Source organism: Photobacterium sp. Alg240-V54 (genome assembly GCF_900537155.1).
Lineage (GTDB): Bacteria > Pseudomonadota > Gammaproteobacteria > Enterobacterales > Vibrionaceae > Photobacterium.
In genome coordinates this window covers 377093-397254 of record NZ_UNRL01000002.1, presented here as the reverse complement: position 1 = coordinate 397254, position 20162 = coordinate 377093, and the positions used below count along the sequence as shown (strand labels likewise).

General features: G+C 40.7%; 22 protein-coding genes, 1 riboswitch and 1 other annotated feature (1 of these 24 cut by a window edge). Of the genes, 12 read left to right on the top strand and 10 right to left on the bottom strand.

Annotated features, from left to right (window positions below):
• Positions 1–115, top strand: a sequence feature (His leader region) (it extends 20 nt beyond the left edge of the window).
• Between the two features lie 58 nt (positions 116–173).
• The 8 genes from hisG to hisIE are packed head-to-tail and all read left to right on the top strand — an operon-like array spanning position 174 to position 7318.
• A complete protein-coding gene (gene hisG / locus G6R09_RS07305) occupies positions 174–1070 on the top strand; it encodes an ATP phosphoribosyltransferase (RefSeq protein WP_163921460.1) in 897 nt (298 codons plus the stop codon).
• Between the two features lie 3 nt (positions 1071–1073).
• Positions 1074–2375, top strand: a complete 1302-nt coding sequence (hisD, locus tag G6R09_RS07300) for a histidinol dehydrogenase (protein WP_163921459.1) — start codon at positions 1074–1076, stop codon at positions 2373–2375.
• A gap of 8 nt (positions 2376–2383) precedes the next feature.
• Positions 2384–3427, top strand: a complete 1044-nt coding sequence (gene hisC / locus G6R09_RS07295) for a histidinol-phosphate transaminase (protein WP_163921885.1) — start codon at positions 2384–2386, stop codon at positions 3425–3427.
• Positions 3428–3445: 18 nt separating this feature from the next.
• Positions 3446–4516, top strand: a complete 1071-nt coding sequence (gene hisB, locus G6R09_RS07290) for a bifunctional histidinol-phosphatase/imidazoleglycerol-phosphate dehydratase HisB (protein ID WP_163921457.1) — start codon at positions 3446–3448, stop codon at positions 4514–4516.
• A complete protein-coding gene (gene hisH / locus G6R09_RS07285) occupies positions 4516–5163 on the top strand; it encodes an imidazole glycerol phosphate synthase subunit HisH (protein ID WP_163921455.1) in 648 nt (215 codons plus the stop codon). The genes hisB and hisH overlap by 1 nt, the downstream gene beginning before the upstream one ends.
• A 20-nt stretch (positions 5164–5183) precedes the next feature.
• The gene (gene hisA, locus G6R09_RS07280) at positions 5184–5918 is read left to right on the top strand and encodes a 1-(5-phosphoribosyl)-5-[(5-phosphoribosylamino)methylideneamino]imidazole-4-carboxamide isomerase (protein WP_163921453.1); all 735 of its coding nucleotides are present in this window, start codon (positions 5184–5186) and stop codon (positions 5916–5918) included.
• Between the two features lie 9 nt (positions 5919–5927).
• A complete protein-coding gene (hisF, locus tag G6R09_RS07275; protein WP_163921451.1) occupies positions 5928–6701 on the top strand; it encodes an imidazole glycerol phosphate synthase subunit HisF in 774 nt (257 codons plus the stop codon).
• Positions 6698–7318, top strand: coding sequence for a bifunctional phosphoribosyl-AMP cyclohydrolase/phosphoribosyl-ATP diphosphatase HisIE (gene hisIE, locus G6R09_RS07270; RefSeq protein WP_065166341.1), 621 nt, complete (start codon positions 6698–6700; stop codon positions 7316–7318). Before hisF ends, hisIE begins: the two co-directional genes overlap by 4 nt.
• A gap of 103 nt (positions 7319–7421) precedes the next feature.
• Here the strand turns inward: hisIE and G6R09_RS07265 are convergent, their stop codons facing one another.
• Positions 7422–8000: a thymidine kinase gene (locus tag G6R09_RS07265; RefSeq protein ID WP_060996950.1), complete on the bottom strand. Its 579-nt coding sequence runs from the start codon at positions 7998–8000 to the stop codon at positions 7422–7424.
• 174 nt (positions 8001–8174) lie between these two features.
• Positions 8175–9767, bottom strand: coding sequence for a Na+/H+ antiporter NhaC family protein (locus G6R09_RS07260; RefSeq protein WP_163921882.1), 1593 nt, complete (start codon positions 9765–9767; stop codon positions 8175–8177).
• A 100-nt stretch (positions 9768–9867) separates the two neighbouring features.
• Positions 9868–10045, bottom strand: a riboswitch (Lysine riboswitch).
• Positions 10046–10422: 377 nt separating this feature from the next.
• Between G6R09_RS07260 and G6R09_RS07255 the strand changes: the two genes are divergently transcribed.
• Positions 10423–10818, top strand: a complete 396-nt coding sequence (locus G6R09_RS07255; protein WP_060996951.1) for an H-NS family nucleoid-associated regulatory protein — start codon at positions 10423–10425, stop codon at positions 10816–10818.
• A gap of 208 nt (positions 10819–11026) precedes the next feature.
• Here the strand turns inward: G6R09_RS07255 and G6R09_RS07250 are convergent, their stop codons facing one another.
• Positions 11027–11998: a lytic transglycosylase domain-containing protein gene (locus G6R09_RS07250; RefSeq protein WP_065166343.1), complete on the bottom strand. Its 972-nt coding sequence runs from the start codon at positions 11996–11998 to the stop codon at positions 11027–11029.
• Between the two features lie 15 nt (positions 11999–12013).
• Positions 12014–12286 carry a YcgL domain-containing protein gene (locus tag G6R09_RS07245; protein ID WP_087843980.1) on the bottom strand — a complete coding sequence of 91 codons (273 nt, stop codon included), beginning with the start codon at positions 12284–12286 and terminating at the stop codon, positions 12014–12016.
• Between the two features lie 222 nt (positions 12287–12508).
• Between G6R09_RS07245 and minC the strand changes: the two genes are divergently transcribed.
• Genes minC through minE form a run of 3 tightly spaced genes read left to right on the top strand, consistent with a single transcriptional unit; the run spans position 12509 to position 14317 of the window.
• Positions 12509–13210, top strand: coding sequence for a septum site-determining protein MinC (gene minC, locus G6R09_RS07240; RefSeq protein ID WP_065166345.1), 702 nt, complete (start codon positions 12509–12511; stop codon positions 13208–13210).
• A 24-nt stretch (positions 13211–13234) separates the two neighbouring features.
• The gene (minD, locus tag G6R09_RS07235) at positions 13235–14047 is read left to right on the top strand and encodes a septum site-determining protein MinD (RefSeq protein WP_045026759.1); all 813 of its coding nucleotides are present in this window, start codon (positions 13235–13237) and stop codon (positions 14045–14047) included.
• Positions 14048–14053: 6 nt separating this feature from the next.
• Positions 14054–14317: a cell division topological specificity factor MinE gene (minE, locus tag G6R09_RS07230; RefSeq protein ID WP_036795468.1), complete on the top strand. Its 264-nt coding sequence runs from the start codon at positions 14054–14056 to the stop codon at positions 14315–14317.
• A 60-nt stretch (positions 14318–14377) separates the two neighbouring features.
• Here the strand turns inward: minE and rnd are convergent, their stop codons facing one another.
• The 6 genes from rnd to tsaB all read right to left on the bottom strand — a co-directional run bounded on the left by rnd (position 14378) and on the right by tsaB (position 20162).
• The gene (rnd, locus tag G6R09_RS07225) at positions 14378–15502 is read right to left on the bottom strand and encodes a ribonuclease D (protein WP_163921449.1); all 1125 of its coding nucleotides are present in this window, start codon (positions 15500–15502) and stop codon (positions 14378–14380) included.
• A 154-nt stretch (positions 15503–15656) separates the two neighbouring features.
• Positions 15657–17348: a long-chain-fatty-acid--CoA ligase FadD gene (fadD, locus tag G6R09_RS07220; protein ID WP_065166346.1), complete on the bottom strand. Its 1692-nt coding sequence runs from the start codon at positions 17346–17348 to the stop codon at positions 15657–15659.
• A gap of 172 nt (positions 17349–17520) precedes the next feature.
• A complete protein-coding gene (locus G6R09_RS07215; RefSeq protein ID WP_163921447.1) occupies positions 17521–18399 on the bottom strand; it encodes an alpha/beta hydrolase in 879 nt (292 codons plus the stop codon).
• Between the two features lie 5 nt (positions 18400–18404).
• The gene (locus G6R09_RS07210) at positions 18405–18974 is read right to left on the bottom strand and encodes a Slp family lipoprotein (protein WP_163921445.1); all 570 of its coding nucleotides are present in this window, start codon (positions 18972–18974) and stop codon (positions 18405–18407) included.
• A gap of 113 nt (positions 18975–19087) precedes the next feature.
• Positions 19088–19381: a hypothetical protein gene (locus G6R09_RS07205; protein ID WP_163921443.1), complete on the bottom strand. Its 294-nt coding sequence runs from the start codon at positions 19379–19381 to the stop codon at positions 19088–19090.
• 79 nt (positions 19382–19460) lie between these two features.
• Complete coding sequence (tsaB, locus tag G6R09_RS07200) at positions 19461–20162, bottom strand: tRNA (adenosine(37)-N6)-threonylcarbamoyltransferase complex dimerization subunit type 1 TsaB (protein ID WP_065166350.1); 702 nt, start codon at positions 20160–20162, stop codon at positions 19461–19463.

Below are 20162 nucleotides of genomic sequence, written 5' to 3'. Positions count from 1 at the left end.
ACTAGTCTTTCGGGAGGATACGCCTCACCCTGGAAGACGCATTTTTCTTCCAGTGGTCATAACGGAATATCTCATTCAGACCCTCGGAAGAAATTTCTTTCGAGGGTTTTTTAATACCCAATTTTCAATTTGAAATATTGATATACGAATGAATTTAGACAAGGAATATAGCCATGCAAACACAACGACTACGTATTGCGATTCAGAAAAAAGGCCGTCTGAGTAAAGAATGCCAAGACTTACTTAAACGCTGTGGGGTTAAGTTTAATATGATGGGTGAACGGCTGGTGGTTCACGCTGAAAATATGCCAATTGATCTGTTATTAGTTCGCGATGATGATATTCCAGGCCTAATCATGGATGGCGTGGTTGATTTAGGTGTTATCGGTGAAAACGAACTTGAAGAAGTCGGTCTTGAACGTGCGGCACGTAATGAAGCCTGTGACTATATTAAACTACGTCGTCTTGATTTTGGTGGCTGCCGTCTCTCAATTGCCATTGATAAAGACACTGATTATAGCGGCCCTCAAGATCTGAACGGTAAACGTATTGCCACCACTTATCCGCAATTAGTTAAACGTTACATGGATGATATCGGCGTTAAATTTACCACCTGTATGCTTAACGGCTCGGTTGAAGTTGCTCCTCGTGCAGGTCTTGCTGATGCGATTTGTGATTTAGTGTCAACTGGCGCAACCTTAGAAGCCAACGGCCTCAAAGAAGCGGAAGTTATTCTGCGCTCTAAAGCAGTATTGATTCAATCAACTGAAACGATTAGTAATGACAAACAAGCATTAATAGAACGCCTTCTGACCCGTATGCAAGGTGTTATTCAAGCCAAAGAATCTAAATACATCATGCTACACGCTCCCACTGATCGTCTTGATCAAATTAAACGTTTATTACCTGGCGCGGAAGATCCAACAGTATTACCACTGGCTGGCGATCAAAGCCGTGTCGCTATTCACCTAGTGAGTTCTGAAAATCTATTTTGGGAAACCATGGAACAACTAAAAGAACTCGGTGCCAGCTCTATCCTGGTATTGCCAATTGAAAAAATGATGGAGTAAGGTATGAAAACGGTAGTATGGCAATCCCTCACTAAAGATCAACAACAGCAGCTTCTTGCACGTCCTGCGGTAACTAATGGTGCGAATATCAGCGCTATTGTTAGTGATGTTATAGAGCAAGTGCGCCAGCAAGGTGACGATGCCCTGCTCACGCTGACTAAAAAATTTGATGGTCAACGCCCAGAAGCTCTAGCGGTTTCAGCGACTGAAGTAGATGCTGCCTGCGCACGCTTAAGTGATGATATGAAAGCGGCTTTAGAACAAGCACATCGCAATATCACCACTTTTCACCTTGCACAACAGCAACCAACATTACGTGTTGAAACTCAAGCTGGTGTCATCTGTGAACAAGTCACTCGCCCAATTAACTCTGTCGGGTTATATATTCCAGGTGGTAGTGCGCCATTACCTTCTACCGTTCTCATGCTAGGCGTACCTGCACAAATTGCGGGTTGTCGCCAGATTGCTTTATGTTCACCACCACCAATTGCCGATGAAATTTTATATGTTGCCAAATTGTGTGGCATTAATAATATTTACAATGTCGGTGGTTCTCAAGCCATTGCTGCAATGGCCTATGGTACAGAAACTATCACCAGTGTTGATAAGATTTTTGGCCCTGGCAATGCATTTGTTACTGAGGCTAAACGCCAAGTAAGTAATGATTTCAGAGGTGCTGCAATTGATATGCCAGCAGGACCATCTGAAGTATTAGTGATTGCTGATGACACCGCAGATCCCGATTTTATTGCTGCAGATTTATTAAGCCAAGCAGAGCACGGACCTGATTCACAAGTGATTTTGGTTACGCCAAGTCAAGCGATTGCCGATCGTACTGCAGCCGCTATTGAACAACAGTTAACCCAACTTACACGCGCTGATATTGCAAAAAAAGCACTCGCTTCCAGTTTATTAATTGTTACCGAAACCTTGCCTCAATGTGTGGCGATTTCAAATCAATATGGCCCTGAACACTTAATAGTCCAAACTTGTGAACCACGAGAGTTAGTATCATTGCTCGATAACGCGGGTTCTATTTTCTTAGGCAAATGGTCACCGGAATCTGTCGGTGACTATGCATCAGGCACTAACCATGTTTTACCGACATATGGTTACACCCGTACTTATTCAAGCCTCGGCTTAGCTGATTTTAGTAAACGAATGACAGTACAAGAATTATCCGCTGCTGGCTTAGTTGGTATTGCAAAAACAGTAACCACAATTGCAGAGGCTGAAGGGCTTGACGCTCACAAACACGCTGTCACTATTCGGGTTAATAAACTAACGCAACAACAAGAGAATTAATCATGACTATTACCCAACTAGCCCGTAAAACCGTGCGTGAATTAACCCCTTACCAATCAGCGCGTCGCTTAGGGGGCAATGGTGATATTTGGCTCAATGCCAATGAATCACCGTTTGTGAATGAATACAATATTAATCTGGCAGGCCTTAATCGTTACAGTGAATGTCAACCACCACAGTTAATCAATGCTTATGCCGATTACGCAGGGGTTGAACCACAACAAGTATTAACTTCTCGCGGTGCAGATGAAGGCATTGAACTTATTATTAAAGCCTTCTGTGAGCCAAACTGCGATAGCATTTTATATTGCCCACCTACTTATGGAATGTATGCCATCAGTGCGGAAACTAATGGGGTGAAGGCTAACGTGGTACCACTGACACCAGAGTGGCAACTTGATCTTAATGCTATTGCAACCAATCTTGATAACGTCAAAGTTGTTTTTGCTTGTAGCCCTAATAATCCCACTGGTAATTTACTTGCTCGAAAAGACATTATTAGCTTATTAGAGATGACGACAGATAAAGCCTTAGTAGTCATTGATGAGGCATATATTGATTTTAGTCTGCAAGATAGTGTCAAAGATTTATTAGCGACCTACCCACATCTGGTTATTTTGCGAACCTTATCTAAAGCATTTGCGCTGGCGGGGTTACGCTGTGGTTTTACATTAGCCAATAGCGATATTATCGACATTCTACTGAAAGTGATTGCACCTTATCCTGTACCGGTTCCTGTTACTGAAATTGCACTACAGGCATTATCTGCTGCTGGTCGCGCGCGCACTAAATTTCAAGTATTAGATCTGTGTGCTAACCGTGCCTATCTGCAAGCGGGATTAAGCATGTTAGATGGCGTAACGGTATTTGATGGCTATGGTAACTACCTGTTAGTTAAATTTGCTGATGCTGATAAGTTATTTAATGCGCTATGGGATAACGGTATTATTTTACGTCGCTCACCGATTGAAAATTGTATTCGTATCAGCGTCGGTAATCGTGACGAATGTGAAAAAACCCTCGCATTTATTCGCAGCCAATTACAACAATAATTAATAAGGACATTAATTATGAGCAAAGAGAAGATTCTATTTATCGATCGCGATGGCACCTTAATTGTTGAGCCACCAGTTGATTTTCAAGTTGATCGGTTAGATAAACTTAAATTTGAACCCAATGTTATTCCTGCTTTACTTGCACTACAAAACGCAGGCTACAAACTGGTGATGGTAACTAACCAAGACGGTTTAGGGACCGATAGCTACCCGCAAGCGGATTTCGATGCACCACACACTATGATGATGGACATCTTTTCCTCACAAGGGGTGGTATTTAGCGATGTTCTGATCTGCCCTCACTTTGACCACCAGCAATGCAGTTGTCGAAAACCAAAACTTGGACTGGTTAAAGACTACTTACAGCAAGGTCGCGTTGATTTTGCAACATCAGCGGTGATCGGCGATCGTCAAACAGATCTTCAACTAGCAGAAAACATGGCGATTCGCGGAATTCAATATCATCCGCAAACCATGAATTGGCAACAGATCGTTACCGATCTCACCACCCAACCACGGATCGCTGAAGTGATCCGTACTACCAAGGAAACCGATATTCGCGTCAAAGTGAATCTTGATCAAACTGGCGGTAATACTATCTCAACCGGATTAGGCTTTTTTGATCATATGCTTGATCAAATCGCCACGCACGGTGGTTTTCAAATGACACTAACCGTCGATGGTGATTTACACATTGATGATCACCACAGTGTTGAAGATGCCGCGCTTGCTTTGGGTGAAGCATTACGTCAAGCACTCGGCGATAAACGTGGCATTGGCCGCTTTGGCTTTAGCCTGCCGATGGATGAGTGTTTAGCCCAATGTGCGTTAGATTTATCTGGTCGTCCGTATTTGAAATTTGATGCACAATTTAGTCGTGATCAAGTAGGCGATTTATCAACAGAAATGGTGCCACACTTCTTTCGTTCATTAACTGATACCCTAGCGTGTACCCTGCACCTTTCATCAACAGGCAATAACGATCACCACATTGTTGAAAGTTTATTTAAAGCCTTTGGGCGGACGCTACGTCAAGCAATCAAAGTTGAAGGTAACGAGCTACCAAGCAGTAAAGGAGTATTGTAATGACCGCAACCAATATTCAGCAGCGCGTGGTTATTATTGATACCGGTTGTGCCAATGTCTCTTCTGTTCGCTTTGCTATTGAACGTCTTGGCTATCAAGTAGAAGTTAGCAAAGATCCTGCCGTTGTACTTACTGCCGATAAACTTTTTCTTCCGGGTGTCGGTACAGCCAGTGAAGCAATGCAGAACCTACAACAACGTGATTTAGTTAGCTTAGTCAAGCAAGTGACTAAACCGTTGTTAGGGATCTGTTTAGGTATGCAGTTACTGGGTAAAGCATCGCAAGAAAACGGTCAAAATGGCACTGAAATTATTCCCTGCCTCGATTTATGTGATGCCGCGGTTGAGAAAATCCAAGCAGAAGGTTTACCACTACCACATATGGGTTGGAATACCATTACACCGGAAGATAATCACCCATTATTTAAGGGGATTGCTGCGGGAAGCTATTTTTATTTCGTTCATAGTTACGCCATGCCTGTGTTTGATAATACCGCGCACCAAGGTGGCAAAACTATCGCTACCGCGCAATATGGCCAAAGCTTTACTGCTGCCATGCAGAGCGGTAATTACTACGGAGTGCAATTTCACCCAGAACGTTCAAGTAAAGCTGGCGCGAAATTGATTCAAAACTTCCTCGAACTATAACAATAACAAAAGGACTTGTTATGATCATTCCTGCATTAGATCTGATTGAAGGCCAAGTGGTACGCCTATTCCAAGGTGACTATGGGCAAGTAACAGAATATAAAGTCGATCCCGCAGCGCAATTTAATCTTTACCACCAAGCTGGCGCTAACTGGCTCCACTTGGTTGATTTAACGGGCGCAAAAGATACCCAAGCCCGTCAGTTATCTTTAATTGCAAAACTCCTCAACAGCACGCCAGCCAATGTACAAATTGGTGGTGGCGTTCGCACCGAACAAGACGTCGCTGATCTGCTTAATGCAGGGGCTAAACGGGTAGTGATTGGTTCTACCGCCGTTAAACAACCAGAGATGGTAAAAGGTTGGATCGAAAAATACGGTGCTGAACACATTGTATTGGCGCTGGATATCAATATTGATGCCAACGGTAACCGCATTGTCGCTGTATCTGGTTGGCAAGAAGACTCAGGCGTTACTATTGAAGCACTACTTGACGATTTTCTAAAAGTGGGTCTAAAACATGTGCTATGTACTGACATTTCTCGTGATGGCACATTGGCAGGCTCAAATGTCGAATTATATATCGATTTATGTCGCCTATACCCACAAGTACAGTTTCAATCATCTGGCGGCATTGGCTCGCTGGATGATATTGCGGCATTAAAAGGTTCAGGTGTTGCAGGCGTTATCGTTGGTCGCGCGTTATTAGACGGTAAGTTTACCGCTGAGCAAGCTTTTGCTTGTTGGAACAATTAAGGAGAGCCAATGTTAGCTAAACGTATTATTCCTTGTTTAGATGTACGAGATGGTCAAGTGGTTAAAGGGGTTCAATTTCGTAACCATGAAATCATTGGCGATATTGTCCCGCTCGCTAAACGCTATGCTGAAGAAGGCGCAGATGAACTGGTTTTCTATGATATTACCGCATCAAGCGATGGCCGCGTGGTTGATAAAAGCTGGGTATCTCGCGTTGCAGAAGTGATTGATATTCCATTTTGTGTTGCTGGTGGGATTAAATCGGCCGACGATGCGAGTCGTATTCTACAATTTGGTGCTGATAAAGTCTCTATCAACTCCCCTGCTTTAGCTGATCCATCATTAATTACTACCCTAGCAAATAAGTTCGGTGTGCAATGTATTGTGGTCGGTATTGATTCCTATTTTGATGCTGAAACAGGTCAATATCAGGTGTATCAATTTACCGGTGACGAACACCGTACTCAAGCGACTCAATGGCAAACCTGTGATTGGGTGCAGGAAGTTCAACGTCGTGGCGCGGGTGAAATCGTACTCAATATGATGAACCAAGATGGTGTCCGTAATGGCTACGACTTAAAGCAACTCAACAGGGTACGCAGTGTCTGTAACGTGCCTTTAATTGCCTCTGGTGGCGCGGGGGAAATGTTTCACTTTCGAGATGCATTTCAACAAGCAAATGCTGACGGTGCTCTTGCTGCATCAGTATTTCACAAGCAAATTATTAATATTGGTGAGTTAAAGCAATATCTTAAACTACAACAGGTGGAGATTCGACTATGAGTTTAACAACAACAATTGATTGGGAAAAAGTAGCCGGACTGATCCCTGCCATTATTCAAGATAACACTAGCGGCCAAGTATTAATGTTGGGATACATGAATGATGAAGCGCTAGCTAAAACGCTGGACACCAAACAAGTGACTTTTTGGTCTCGCACTAAAAACCGCTTATGGACCAAAGGCGAAACATCCGGCAATGTATTGCAACTTAAAAGTATTAAACTTGATTGCGATCAGGATACATTATTAATTCAAGTCAACCCTATTGGCCCAACCTGTCATTTAAATACTACTAGCTGTTTTGATAGCGGTGATGATACTAACGAGCAACCTGCTTTGGTGTTCCTTCATCAACTTGAGCAAATCTTGGCTGATCGTAAAGGTGCAGATCCCGACAGCTCTTACACCGCCAGCCTCTATGCTCGTGGCACCAAGCGTATATCGCAGAAAGTGGGCGAAGAAGGGGTTGAAGTCGCGCTTGCGGCAACGTCGGGTGATAAAGCGGAATTAGTGTGTGAGTCAGCAGATCTTATTTATCATTTATTAGTGTTATTACAAGATCAGAATCTCAACCTTGAAGACGTTATTAATAAACTCAAACAACGTCATCAAAAATAATGATAACTAACTATAAGATAATCATTACCAATTATTAGTTTTCATTGTCACCACTAATAAAAAAGGAAGCTAAGCTTCCTTTTTTTATTCATATAAATGCGTATTATAGCCCTAGTGCTTCTTTATAATGAGCACGGCATACCGACACATAAAGATCATTTCCACCAATCTCAACTTGGTTACCACCGGCAATCGCATTACCCGCAGCATCTTGGCGAATAACCATATTTGCTTTACGACCACAATGACAAATTGTTTTGAGTTCAACTAATTTATCAGCCCATGATAATAAATAACGGCTACCTTCAAATAGTTCACCAAGAAAATCTGTTCGTAGGCCATAACATAAAACTGGAATATCTAATTTATCGACCACTTCAGTTAATTGGTAAACTTGCTCTTTGGTTAGAAACTGACTTTCATCAATTAATACACAATCAATTTTACCTGCAGCTGAAATTTGAATTAGCTTCTGATAAAGATCATCTGTTGAATTAAATAATTCTGCATCTTCCTGCAAACCAATTCGAGAGCTAACTTTACCTTTACCAAAACGATCATCAATTGCGGCCGTAAAAATAATGGGCGTCATACCTCGTTCACGGTAGTTAAATGACGATTGTAATAATGTGGTCGATTTCCCAGCATTCATTGCTGAGTAATAGAAATACATCTGGGCCATTAGGCTTTCCTAGTAATATTGATTGCATTAAAAAATCGCGCCGATGCTACATAAAATAACCATCAATTAAAAGTGCCGATATCAACAACTGCTATTGTTGTTATAAAAAAAGCCAGCTGAGATCATCAACTGGCTCAATTTACACCCATTGGGTTATTTTAATATCGCCAAATTCTATACCGACGCTTTCTTGGGTTGGCGTGACAGCCAAGCTAAGAAAAAACACATTAATGTAAAAGCCGTTACCGCAGCTAAAAATGCCAGAGCTAATGAGTCTGTTATACCTAAAACTAAAAATCCAATCGCAGAAATAAATGCAACAGATAATGCATAAGGCAGTTGTGTAGCGACGTGATCAATATGGTGACAACGTGCGCCTGTTGATGACAAAATTGTTGTATCAGAGATAGGCGAACAATGATCACCAAATACAGAACCTGCAAGCACACTAGCAAGCATTGGTAGCATTAAACTAATTTCAGTTGCGCCCGCAAGATCACCCGCTATTGGTAACATAATACCAAAGGTGCCCCATGAGGTTCCGGTAGAGAAAGCCATAATGCCAGATAATAAAAACAGGAGCATTGGCAATAATGCTGGATTAATATTACCTTGTACTAAGGTTGATAAATATTGACCTGTTTTCATATCGCCAATCACACTGCCGATACTCCATGCAAACAAGAGAATTAAAATCGCACCAAACATCGATTTAGCACCAATCCATAAGGTGTGACCTATATCAGAATAAGCAATACGTTGACGTAAGACAGGAATAATAGCAGCGACTAGACCAAATGCACCGCCTAAACACAGCGCCTCGCCAACATTGGTATTTTCAAAAGCGCCTAATAGTGCAAACGGCTTTCCTTCAGCAGCGAGTACTTGATAGCCGGTAAACACCATAAAAAAGAACGTCGCTATAATAAGGATAATAATAGGCCATACTAAGTCACCGACTCGTCCATGCTGACTTTCTTTAATATCAAGCTCTTCGGTTAAATCTTTAGCTTGCTCGTCAACATCTCCACCTGCGTCAGTGCCACATCCACGGCTAGCAGCAAGTTCATGCTTGCGCATCGGTCCAATATCCCATTGGAACCATGCCACCACAAATACCATAGCTAAAGCGAAGATCGCATAAAAGTTCATCGGAGCGAGGGTCATAAAAGCACTCAGTGGGGTATATTCTGTGACCCCATGAGTCACTAAAATACCGCCAATCAAAGTAATAATATATGCACCCCAACTTGATGCTGGCATTAGTACACACATAGGTGCGGCCGTTGAATCAAGAATATAAGCAAGCTTTGAACGTGATACCTGATATCGGTCAGTTACAGGACGCGCAATAGAACCCACTGCAAGACTATTAAAATAATCGTCAACAAAAATGAATACCCCTAAGAAGGCAGCTAATAATTTTGCTCCACGTTTAGTTTTAATTTTTGTTTGGGCCCATTCCGCAAAAGCACGAGTCCCGCCAGAAAGGGTCAATAATGCAGTGGTCATTCCTAGCAATATTAAAAATAGTACAATACTCATATTCCAAGTATTAATATCACCATCAGCAATGAACAGTCCTTTTACTGATGTTGCAAGGTAGCCACCTGTATTTGAAACAGAAAAATCGTTAAGAAATAGCGCTCCAAGTACTACTCCAGTACCCAAAGACAGTAATACTCTACGGGTTAAAATAGCTAAGCCAAGTGCAACTAATGGCGGAATAATGGATGTTAAAGAATGGGAATAATCTATCAAAGTTATGATCTCTACGACAACCAGTTTTGGTTAGAAGATCTACTGCTTGATATAGCCACATGGCATATTAATTTGAGTATAAGGAAAGAAGGTTAGCCTTCCCTGCCTCCACAGTAGCGCTCCATAGTTTTGTCTTTACTATGGCAGTGTTACACTTATTCAATGCAACCCCAGTAAGAATATTTGATGATGATTTCTTACTTCGGCATTACTCCCTTTCACTAATAGTCATCGGTATCACCCTCGTATTAATTACTGATAAACAATGCGCCTCTACCCTTATCGTTAAGGAACCAATCATTCTACGTAAATAGCGCAATTTTGCAACACTGTAAATTACAAATCTTAACAATAACCCAAACAAATAGACCACTTATAACTATAACCACCCAATAACAATGAAGTAGCATAACATTTTAAAGTTTATTATCATTTCTCATATAAAGTGATGTAACAATAACCAAAACTATTTTGCTTGTATTTATACTATTAACAAAGATGGATTTTATAAATATCGGCATATAACGAATATAAAAGCTTTTTAAATAAAGAAATGATTAAAATGTTTTACACAGAATGTATAAAAGTATTACTATTGCAAAAAATGTTTTAACGCTGCTATTATTATTTACAGTTAATTAAAAATAACAGGAAATATAAAATGTCTGATGCAATGAAAGCGCTTTTAAATCTACGAAGCTTACGCGCACTTTCTCGTGAATATACACTAGAACAACTTGAAGAAGCGTTAGATAAACTAACAACAGTTGTGACTGAACGTTCTGAAGCAGAAGCTGAAGAACAAGCAAAAGAAAATGAGCGTAATGAAAAACTAGCTCAATATCGTGAAATGCTTTTAGCTGATGGTATTGACCCTGAAGAATTACTCGCTAGCTTAGCTAAAGCACCAAAAACAAAACGTGCTAGCCGTCCAGCTAAATATAAATTCATTGATGAAAATGGCGATGAAAAAACATGGACAGGCCAAGGTCGTACACCTAGTGCCCTAAAGAAAGCATTAGATGATGGTCAAGCTCTTGAAGAGTTTGAAATCTAATATAAAAGAATAAAGAAAAAAGCCTAAATTATTTAGGCTTTTTTTATTTCTATTGTTACAAATAAGAAATCTATCTTAATTCAAATATCCTCAATAAGAATAAATCAACATTTCTAGTTGTTCATTAATATAACAAAAAAGCCAGACTCTTATGCCTGACTTTTTAGTTACCATCTGGATTTGTATATTAGGGCCAATAATAATTAATCTATTGAATACGATCAGCTAATGCACTTACTGCCAAAGCAAAATAATGTGAGCGATTCCATTTTAGTAATGTTCGGTAATTTTCATATATTAAATATGATTTACCTTCACCACCATCAGGTTGAATTAACCACGCCTGAATATCAGCATTTGGTAATGCGCCATGACTATTACTCATCACACCTAATTGCTGCCATTGTGCTAATGTTTTGCCTTTTTCAGTTTCAGTGCCTTCATAACTATCCGCTAAAGACGTAGATAACTTAACTGGACGTCCCCAAGTATATTCACTGTTCCAGCCAGATAATTTGAGGTAATTAGCAGCAGAAGCAAAAACATCAGCCTTAGTATTCCAAATATCTGCTTTACCATCACCGTTACCATCAACGGCATAAGTAAGGTAAGAGGTCGGCATAAACTGGCACTGACCCATTGCACCAGCCCAAGAACCCTTCATATCATCGATATCAATATTACCATTTTGTAATATTTCTAATGCAGCCATCACTTGCTTACGAAATAATGCTTCACGACGCCCATCATAAGCCAATGTCGCTAATGCTTCGACAACATGGTAATTACCTTGGATTTTACCAAAGTTACTTTCAATACCCCACAGAGCAACAATGAATCGAGGTTGCACGCCATATTGTTTACCAATACGTTCAAGTGCTGCTTTATTTTGCTGATAAAGACGATTGGCCTGTTTTACTTTCCAGTCAGGCACTGCGCGAGTAATATATTGCTCTAATGACAGTTTTTTCTCTGGTTGATTATTATCCGCTTTCACAGCGCGAGCTGTATATTTGATGCCAGCAAAGGCTGCATCAATTATCGGCTCTGAAATACCATTCCCACGTGCTTCTACTTTTAATTTATCTACGTAGGCATCGAATCCTTCTTCAGAAGCAAATGCAGAAGAGGACAGTCCCATTCCTATAGCAACAAAAATTGATATCAAACGCTTATGCATAATAGCCTTATTATATTATTTAGCGGCTTTATCAGCCTTATATTGATCTAATAAATTAGTCACTGGTGGTGGTACTTGTAAATAAAAACCGACAGTCGCTAATGCGTGTTTTACTTTTTCTACATCAGCCAGTGCTAATGTTCTTCCCTCAAGTTTGATCACCATCACAAATTGAGGTTTACCAAATGTAGCCATTAATTCTGCAGGAACATCTGCAAAATCATCTTTTTTATTAATGTACAAATAAGTATTGTCTTTTTTTAAACTTTTGTAGATTGAACACAACATATAATTAGCCTATTTCATTTATGCGCCATACATTTCAGAGTACGATTACAAGCAATCATTCACTATTGACTCAGTTTTAAGTAAATAGTGTGAGAAGTTTGTCTGAAAAACCAACGTCAACGCAAGGATAGCTTGCCCCTAACGGCGAGTGAATATACCATGCTACTACCTTTGTGATAATGAACTAAATGGTTAATTTAAAATCTTAGCCATAATAAACCTATGACCAAGATAGCTGAACTAAAAGGGAGCTCGTTCACGCTCTCTGCACTTCATTTAGTTGATAATGACATTAGTAAAGTAACTAATCAGCTAAAAGATAAAGTTGAACTTGCACCAAATTTTTTTGCTTCGGCGCCTGTTGTTATTGATATATCACAAGTTGATACTGATATTAACTTTGAAGAGCTTAAAGCGGGTATTATTGATGCAGGGATGATCCCTGTTGGTATTGGTGGCTGCAAAAATAAAACCCAGCAAACACAAGCAAAAAACGCCGGTTTTGCTATTATGAACGCAGCAAGACCTGTTAAAGATGAGTCATCAGAATGTTTAGCTGAAACATTAGATGCCCCAGTAAGTACCGATAAAGAGCCTACATTAATTATTCGTACTCCGGTTCGCTCCGGACAACAAATTTATGCTCGTAATCGTGATCTCGTTATTCTCAGTAATGTCAGTGCTGGTGCAGAAATTCTTTCTGATGGTTGTATCCATATTTATGGCACGCTACGTGGTCGCGCTATTGCGGGTGCAAGCGGTGAACAAAGTGCGACAATTTTCTGTCAAAACTTACAATCAGAGTTAATTTCTGTTGCAGGAAACTACTGGCTGAGTGATAACATTCAGGAAGAGTTTTGGGGCAAAGGTGTTGTCATATCTCTTGAAGACAATAATCTCAGTATAGAACACCTCGCTTTATAAAAAGTTTAAGAAGGAATAGAGTAAATGGCACGAATTATCGTTGTTACCTCAGGTAAAGGCGGCGTTGGTAAGACAACCTCTAGTGCTGCTCTTGCATCTGGCCTAGCACTGAGCGGTAAAAAAACTGCAGTCATCGATTTTGATATCGGCCTGCGTAACCTCGATCTCATTATGGGTTGTGAACGCCGTGTCGTTTATGACTTTGTTAATGTTATTAATGGCGAAGCAAATCTAAGTCAGGCGCTAATTAAAGATAAGCGCGTTGATAATTTATTTGTACTTCCAGCATCTCAAACGCGTGATAAAGATGCATTGTCTCGCAATGGTGTCGAGAAAGTCTTTAAAGAACTCGCGAAAATGGGTTTTGATTTTATTATCTGTGACTCACCTGCGGGTATTGAAACCGGTGCTTTAATGGCACTGTATTTTGCAGATGAAGCGATTGTAACCACGAACCCTGAAGTTTCTTCAGTTCGTGACTCTGACCGTATTCTAGGCATTTTAGATTCAAAGTCTCGCCGCGCAGAAAAAGGTCGCGAGCCGGTTAAACAACATCTTTTACTTACACGTTACAACCCTGCTCGTGTTAATCAAGGTGAAATGCTAAGTGTACAAGATGTTGAAGAAATCCTTCACATTCCATTACTTGGTGTGATTCCTGAAAGCCAAGCTGTACTGAATGCCTCTAACAAAGGTGAACCTGTTATCTTTGATAAAGGTTCTGATGCAGGACTAGCCTATGAAGACACTGTTGCGCGTCTACTTGGTGAAGAGCGTCCTTTCCGCTTCTTAGAAGAAGAAAAGAAAGGCTTCCTAAAACGTCTATTTGGAGGCTAATTGACTATGGCACTGCTTGAGTTTTTTCGCCCGCGTAGAGCGAAGACTGCAAATGTAGCAAAAGAACGCTTACAAATTATTGTTGCTGAAAGACGTAGCGCAGGACAAGCATCTCCAGCCTACTTACCACAACTAAAGCGCGATATTTTAGCGGTTATTAGTAAATATGTTCAAATTAACCCTGAACATGTTTCGGTAAACCTAGACCATAACGGTGATGAGTTATCGGTACTAGAACTTAACGTCACTTTACCTGACGAAGAAAAGTAAAAAATCCCCGCTAAGTCGCACTTAGCGGGGATTTTTATCATCTACATATAACGCTAGCGGTTACTTTTCATCAAGAATAGCAAGTACGCGTGCTTCAAATAAAGGCTGACGCCAATTTTTAAGCATTTCAGGACGTTTTTCATCAGCGCGCTGATGTTTCCATGCCCATGATAACAACTGATGGATCTGTTTTTTAGATGCTAAAAATTCAGGTGCCAAGCCAGTTGCTAATTCGACATCACTAACAACATCCTTTAGGCGTTTTACCATTTGCTTATAGCCAGGAAAATCAACCAAACGCTCAACTTTTGACGGGTACTCTGCACTATCAAGCGTCTCATTATCATGGACCATTTTTAATAACCGGTTACCATGACGCTGAATCTCCATTGGCTCAAAGCCTTCTTTTTCAAGCGTTGTACGTGATTTAATTTCTAAACGTGCCAATTTCCACAAATGTAATTCTTTAACAATAAAATTAAGTGCGATGTCTCGCTTTCTTGCTTCACGTACTCGCCAAGCTGCTGCTTGTTGTAATATTGCTAGCTGTTTAGGTGTTAGTTGCCATGCGTTTTTGATATCAAGGTAGGCTTTATTTGGATCAAGCACTTTGGTTCGACGTAGCATAATCGCATTACATTCTTGTTGTAACGCTTCCATGTAACCTGCCGCTTCCACTTTTTCTAGCAGCGTTTCATATAACGGCTTGAGGTAGTGTACATCTGCTGCTGCATAATCGAGTTGTTTATCCGTTAACGGGCGAGCAAGCCAATTAGTGCGCGCTTCACCTTTATCAAGCTCGACACCAACATATTCTTTCACTAACGCGCCAAAACCGGTTGAAATGCCATGACCAAGAAAAGCAGCCATAATCTGAGTATCAAGCATAGGAACAGGTAAACAACCGGCATGATGCTGGAAAACCTCAAGATCTTCACCACACGCATGTAGAACTTTAATCACGCTTTGATCACGTAATAAATCCCATAACGGCGTCATATCTTCAACGTCAAGTGGATCAACTAATGATAGATGTTGACCATCAAACATTTGGATCAGCCCTAAACGAGGGTAAAGCGTTCGCGTACGTACAAATTCAGTATCAAGCATAACAGCAGTATGCTGACGCGCTGACTCACACCGTAGGCGAAGCTGCTCAGTTGTAGTAACAATCTCGAAATTCACAATTTACCTTTTTGATGACAGAACGACCCCGTATGAGAGCCTATTAAATATTTTATAGAACAATGCCGGCATGAAAGCCGGCATTAGATACGTGCTAGCACAATCAATTGCGATTATTTTATCAAAACAACATCAGTTAATGTCAGTAATGATGTTATTTTTCAGATTGCTGTGCTTTTTGGTCTGACTGTTCACGTAACACACGACGCAAAATTTTACCAACATTGGTCTTAGGTAGTTCATCCATAAATTCAACCATTTTAGGGATTTTATAACCTGTTAGATGTTGTCGACAGTGAGCGATTAATTCATCGCGCGTTAAACTATCGTCTCGTTTAACCACACAAAGTTTAACCACTTCACCTGACACTTCATGTGCTTGACCAATCGCAGCAACTTCTAGCACTTTATCGTGCAACGCTACCACATCTTCAATTTCATTAGGGTAAACGTTAAATCCAGACACCAGAATCATATCTTTTTTACGATCAACAATATGCAAGAAACCTTCGTCATCAAATTTAACGATATCACCCGTAGATAGCCAACCATCTTCAGTTAACACTTCTTTGGTCGCTTCAGGATGCTGCCAATAGCCTTTCATTACCTGAGGGCCACGTACTTGCAATTCACCAATTTGGTCAATACCAACTACGTTACCTTCATCATCAACCATACGAACCTCAGTTGATGGTACAGGCAAACCAATAGAACCATTATAGTAAGTTAAATTATAAGGGTAAGCGGCAACTAATGGCGAACACTCGGTTAAACCATAACCTTCAAGTAAGTAATTACCGGTGATTTTTTGCCACTTTTCAGCAACTGCACGTTGAACAGCCATGCCACCACCCACAGAAAGATGAAGCTTACTAAAATCTAAGCTATTAAAATCTGGGTGATTGACTAACGCATTGAATAAGGTATTAACACCAGTAATGGCTGAGAACGGATAGCGTTGTAATTCTTTAATAAAGGTTGGAATATCACGAGGATTGGTGATCAATAAGTTTTGGCCACCCATTTCCAACAATAACAAACAGTTAACTGTTAGTGCAAACACATGGTACAACGGCAGTGCGGTCACGATTAATTCGCGCCCTTCCGTTAATACTGGTCCATAAGCACCTTTAGCCTGCATCACATTGGACACCATATTATGGTGAGTCAGAATCGCACCTTTCGCAACACCTGTAGTACCACCGGTATATTGTAAAAATGCCATGTCGTCACCGGTAATAAATGGCTTAACATATTGCATTCGACGCCCTTTTCGCAACGCGATACGCATCGATGTCGCATGTGGCAAATGGTATGACGGCACCATTTTTTTGATGTATTTCACCACGAAGTTAACCAATGTTCCCTTAGGACGTGATAATTGGTCACCAAGGCTGGTTAAAATAACATGCTTCACACAGGTATTTTTAACCACAGCTTCTAATGTATGGGCGAAATTAGACACGATAACAATGGCTTTCGCGCCAGAATCATTGAGCTGATGCTCTAATTCTCGTGGAGTGTAAAGTGGATTAACATTAACCACCACACAACCTGCACGCAAAATACCAAACAATGCAATTGGATATTGCAGCAAGTTTGGCATCATAACGGCAACACGATCACCTTTTTGAAGTTTCAGCTCATTTTGTAAGTATGCTGCAAATGCACGACTACGCTCTTCCAACTTACGGAAGGTCATTACCTGTCCCATGTTGATAAAAGCCGTTTGATCTGCATATTTACGTACAGATTGTTCAAACATGTCGACCAAAGATGAGTATTCATCAGGGTTAATTTCTGCCGGTACATCGTCCGGATAGCGGCTAAGCCAAACCTTATCCACGTGCACTCTCCTTATAATTAGACTGCGGTGTGCGTTTATAAACTAACAAAACTGCAATTGATATGAACAATGTAAATATTTACTTCATCATTACAGCATATTTAACTTTTAATTAGTATTTAGTCATCGCGTCATAGTTTCAAATTTTGACACTCAGCAAAAAACACTATTATTAATCGAATTCGGTGGGGATAAATGTTCGAATATGGTGATAAACAGCGTTCGAACTTTGTAAGTGACAATGATGTCCCCCTGACACCATCACTTGAGTAAAATCTGCTATACCCCACTCACTGACATCACTTTTATAAACAGACGCATAACCACTCTCACCTATAATCGATAATACTGGTGCGTTAATACTGCTTAATAACGCTTGCGCATGTTGTTGCGCCATACGATATAACGAATCACACCGCAGACGAGGATCATGACGCCAATACCAGCGCCCGTCACGCTCTACGGTTGCTCTTTTTACCACCGCTTCCAATAAAGATAATGGCAACTGGTTTGCACTCGCTCGTAAGCGTAGCGCTTCAGTAAAAGAGGCCATTGACCGTTGTTTTAAACGCTGCTGCCGGTGGCGGTAACGCTGACGACTAACAATTCCAATACGTAATCGCTCAACAACCATGTCAGGGTTTTCTGTTAACGGCGATAACCCTTCAATTAATACAATTTTATCAACATATTCAGGAAAAACTGCCGCATAGCAACCGGCAACAATGGCCCCTAGCGAATGACCAATAAGATGCACTTTTTCATGCTTTAACTGCGTAATGACTTGGTGTAAATCATCAATATAATCAACAAAGTGATAATAGTTATCACTACTTTTATGATCAGATTTACCGTGTCCAGGCCAATCAAATGCAATCACATTATAGTGTTGCGTTAACAACGGCCATAAAGAAGCAAAAGTCGCAGCATTATCTTGCCAACCGTGAAGCAACACCAATAACGGTTTTGATGTCACTGTGGCTGTATTTATATCAATATTGCTACAACCAGCAAGATTATATTCAGCTAAAGTCAGCGTAATTTCTTTCATTATAATTAAGGTACTACTCGTTCAACAATACGACCATTAACACCAACATTAGGCATCATTAAGTCATTATCCCACGGGTCACAATTAAATGAATAACATGGCTGACGCGTCCAAAATGGGTCATCTAGTTGTATCTGCTGCTGCACTCGCCACAGCTGTTGACCGAAGACTTGTACCACTGGGAAAGTATATGGATATTTGCCTATCTTTCCTTGCTCATCACCAGTAAATTTGCCAACCACAGTCAATAAGCGTCCTTTAGCATATTCAAGCGGCTCTAAAAAACCATTAATATATGCAATAAAACGGCCTTGAGATTGTGCGTTCAAGATTGGACGACCATCCGCGGTTAAGGGTATAGCAACCATTTCAATCCGCGTTTGCTGCTGTTCATTACGAATAGATGCAATAACCCCACCCAATCGAACCTCTTTGTTTTGGCTCGCTTGTGGATGTTGTTGAATAACAGTTAAATCTGTAATTGGGTCTTTCGATTTCGTTACTAACGTAGCTGGTAAGCTGGCGCAGCCTACCATAAACACTAATATCACCCCAAGAAATAGCTTACCAAACATCTAAAACCTCGATATATTTGTTTAATAACTCACCAAAAAATACGCTCTACTAATGCTTTTTGACTCTGACTCATTAACGATAGCGATCTTAGCGACATCACCATTAAGGTATATTATACCAAAATATTAACGCCAAACTGCGCAGAGAGCGCTTGCTGTTGCTGATAATATAGAACGTCTAAATAGCAATTTATCATCGATTGGTGCGCTGCAGATGGAACATCATAATGTATAACAGCAGTAGGTATTGAGAGTAACCTTGATGCCATTTTATTTTGTCGTGTCGTTTCGGTAGGCGTTGATGTGATTTTAGAACCAGCAGAAGTAACAATTGCCGTTGATGGTGCAACTTTAGCACGTGAAGAGATAGGTGTTACTACAGGCATTATAGAAGACAAACTCATCATCACCATTACACCTAATTAAAGATATAAAAGAGTGGCGCTATATATGCGGCACTCTTTTATATTAATTTATATTGTTAGATCACTCTCGACCTGGCAATTTTTTCCAAGTCACAGTATCACGTAAGTAAACAGGGCTCGCCGCTTCTGCAGCAACCATTTCACCACGTTCAAAAGCATATTTAGCTAAATGCACCATATCTTGTGAATCAGGATATAGCACTGAGCCTACTTGAGCTGTTAAGGGAAGTTGACTTAGCAATTCAGGGTAAGCCTCCCAGCCTGTACCTGCTGTTAACCATAAATTAGGATCAGCCTGTACATTTGCTAATAACACATCAGGAGCAATCACTTGCTCATTACCCATTAATAGCCAATCACCATCGGTTTTACGCTGGTACTGTCCCCAATAAAGCTCGCCCATACGCGCATCAATTGCCGTCAGCACATGCTCTGCTTGATGTAAACGGAATGAACCTTGTGCCATCGCAGCTAAAGTAGAAACACCAATCATTGGTAAGTTAGCACCAAAGGCTAAACCTTGTGCAATACCAATACCAATGCGCACCCCCGTAAAGCTGCCTGGACCACGTCCATAAGCAAGGGCATCAAGCTGCCTTAATTTAATACCAGCTTCAGCCATTACAGCATCGATCATTGGTAAAATTTTAGTGGTGTGCTCACGAGGTGCATATTCACAACGAGAAATAACATCATCGCCGATCATTAACGCGACAGAACAGTTTTCAGTTGCAGTATCTACTGCCAGAATTTTGGTGCTCAT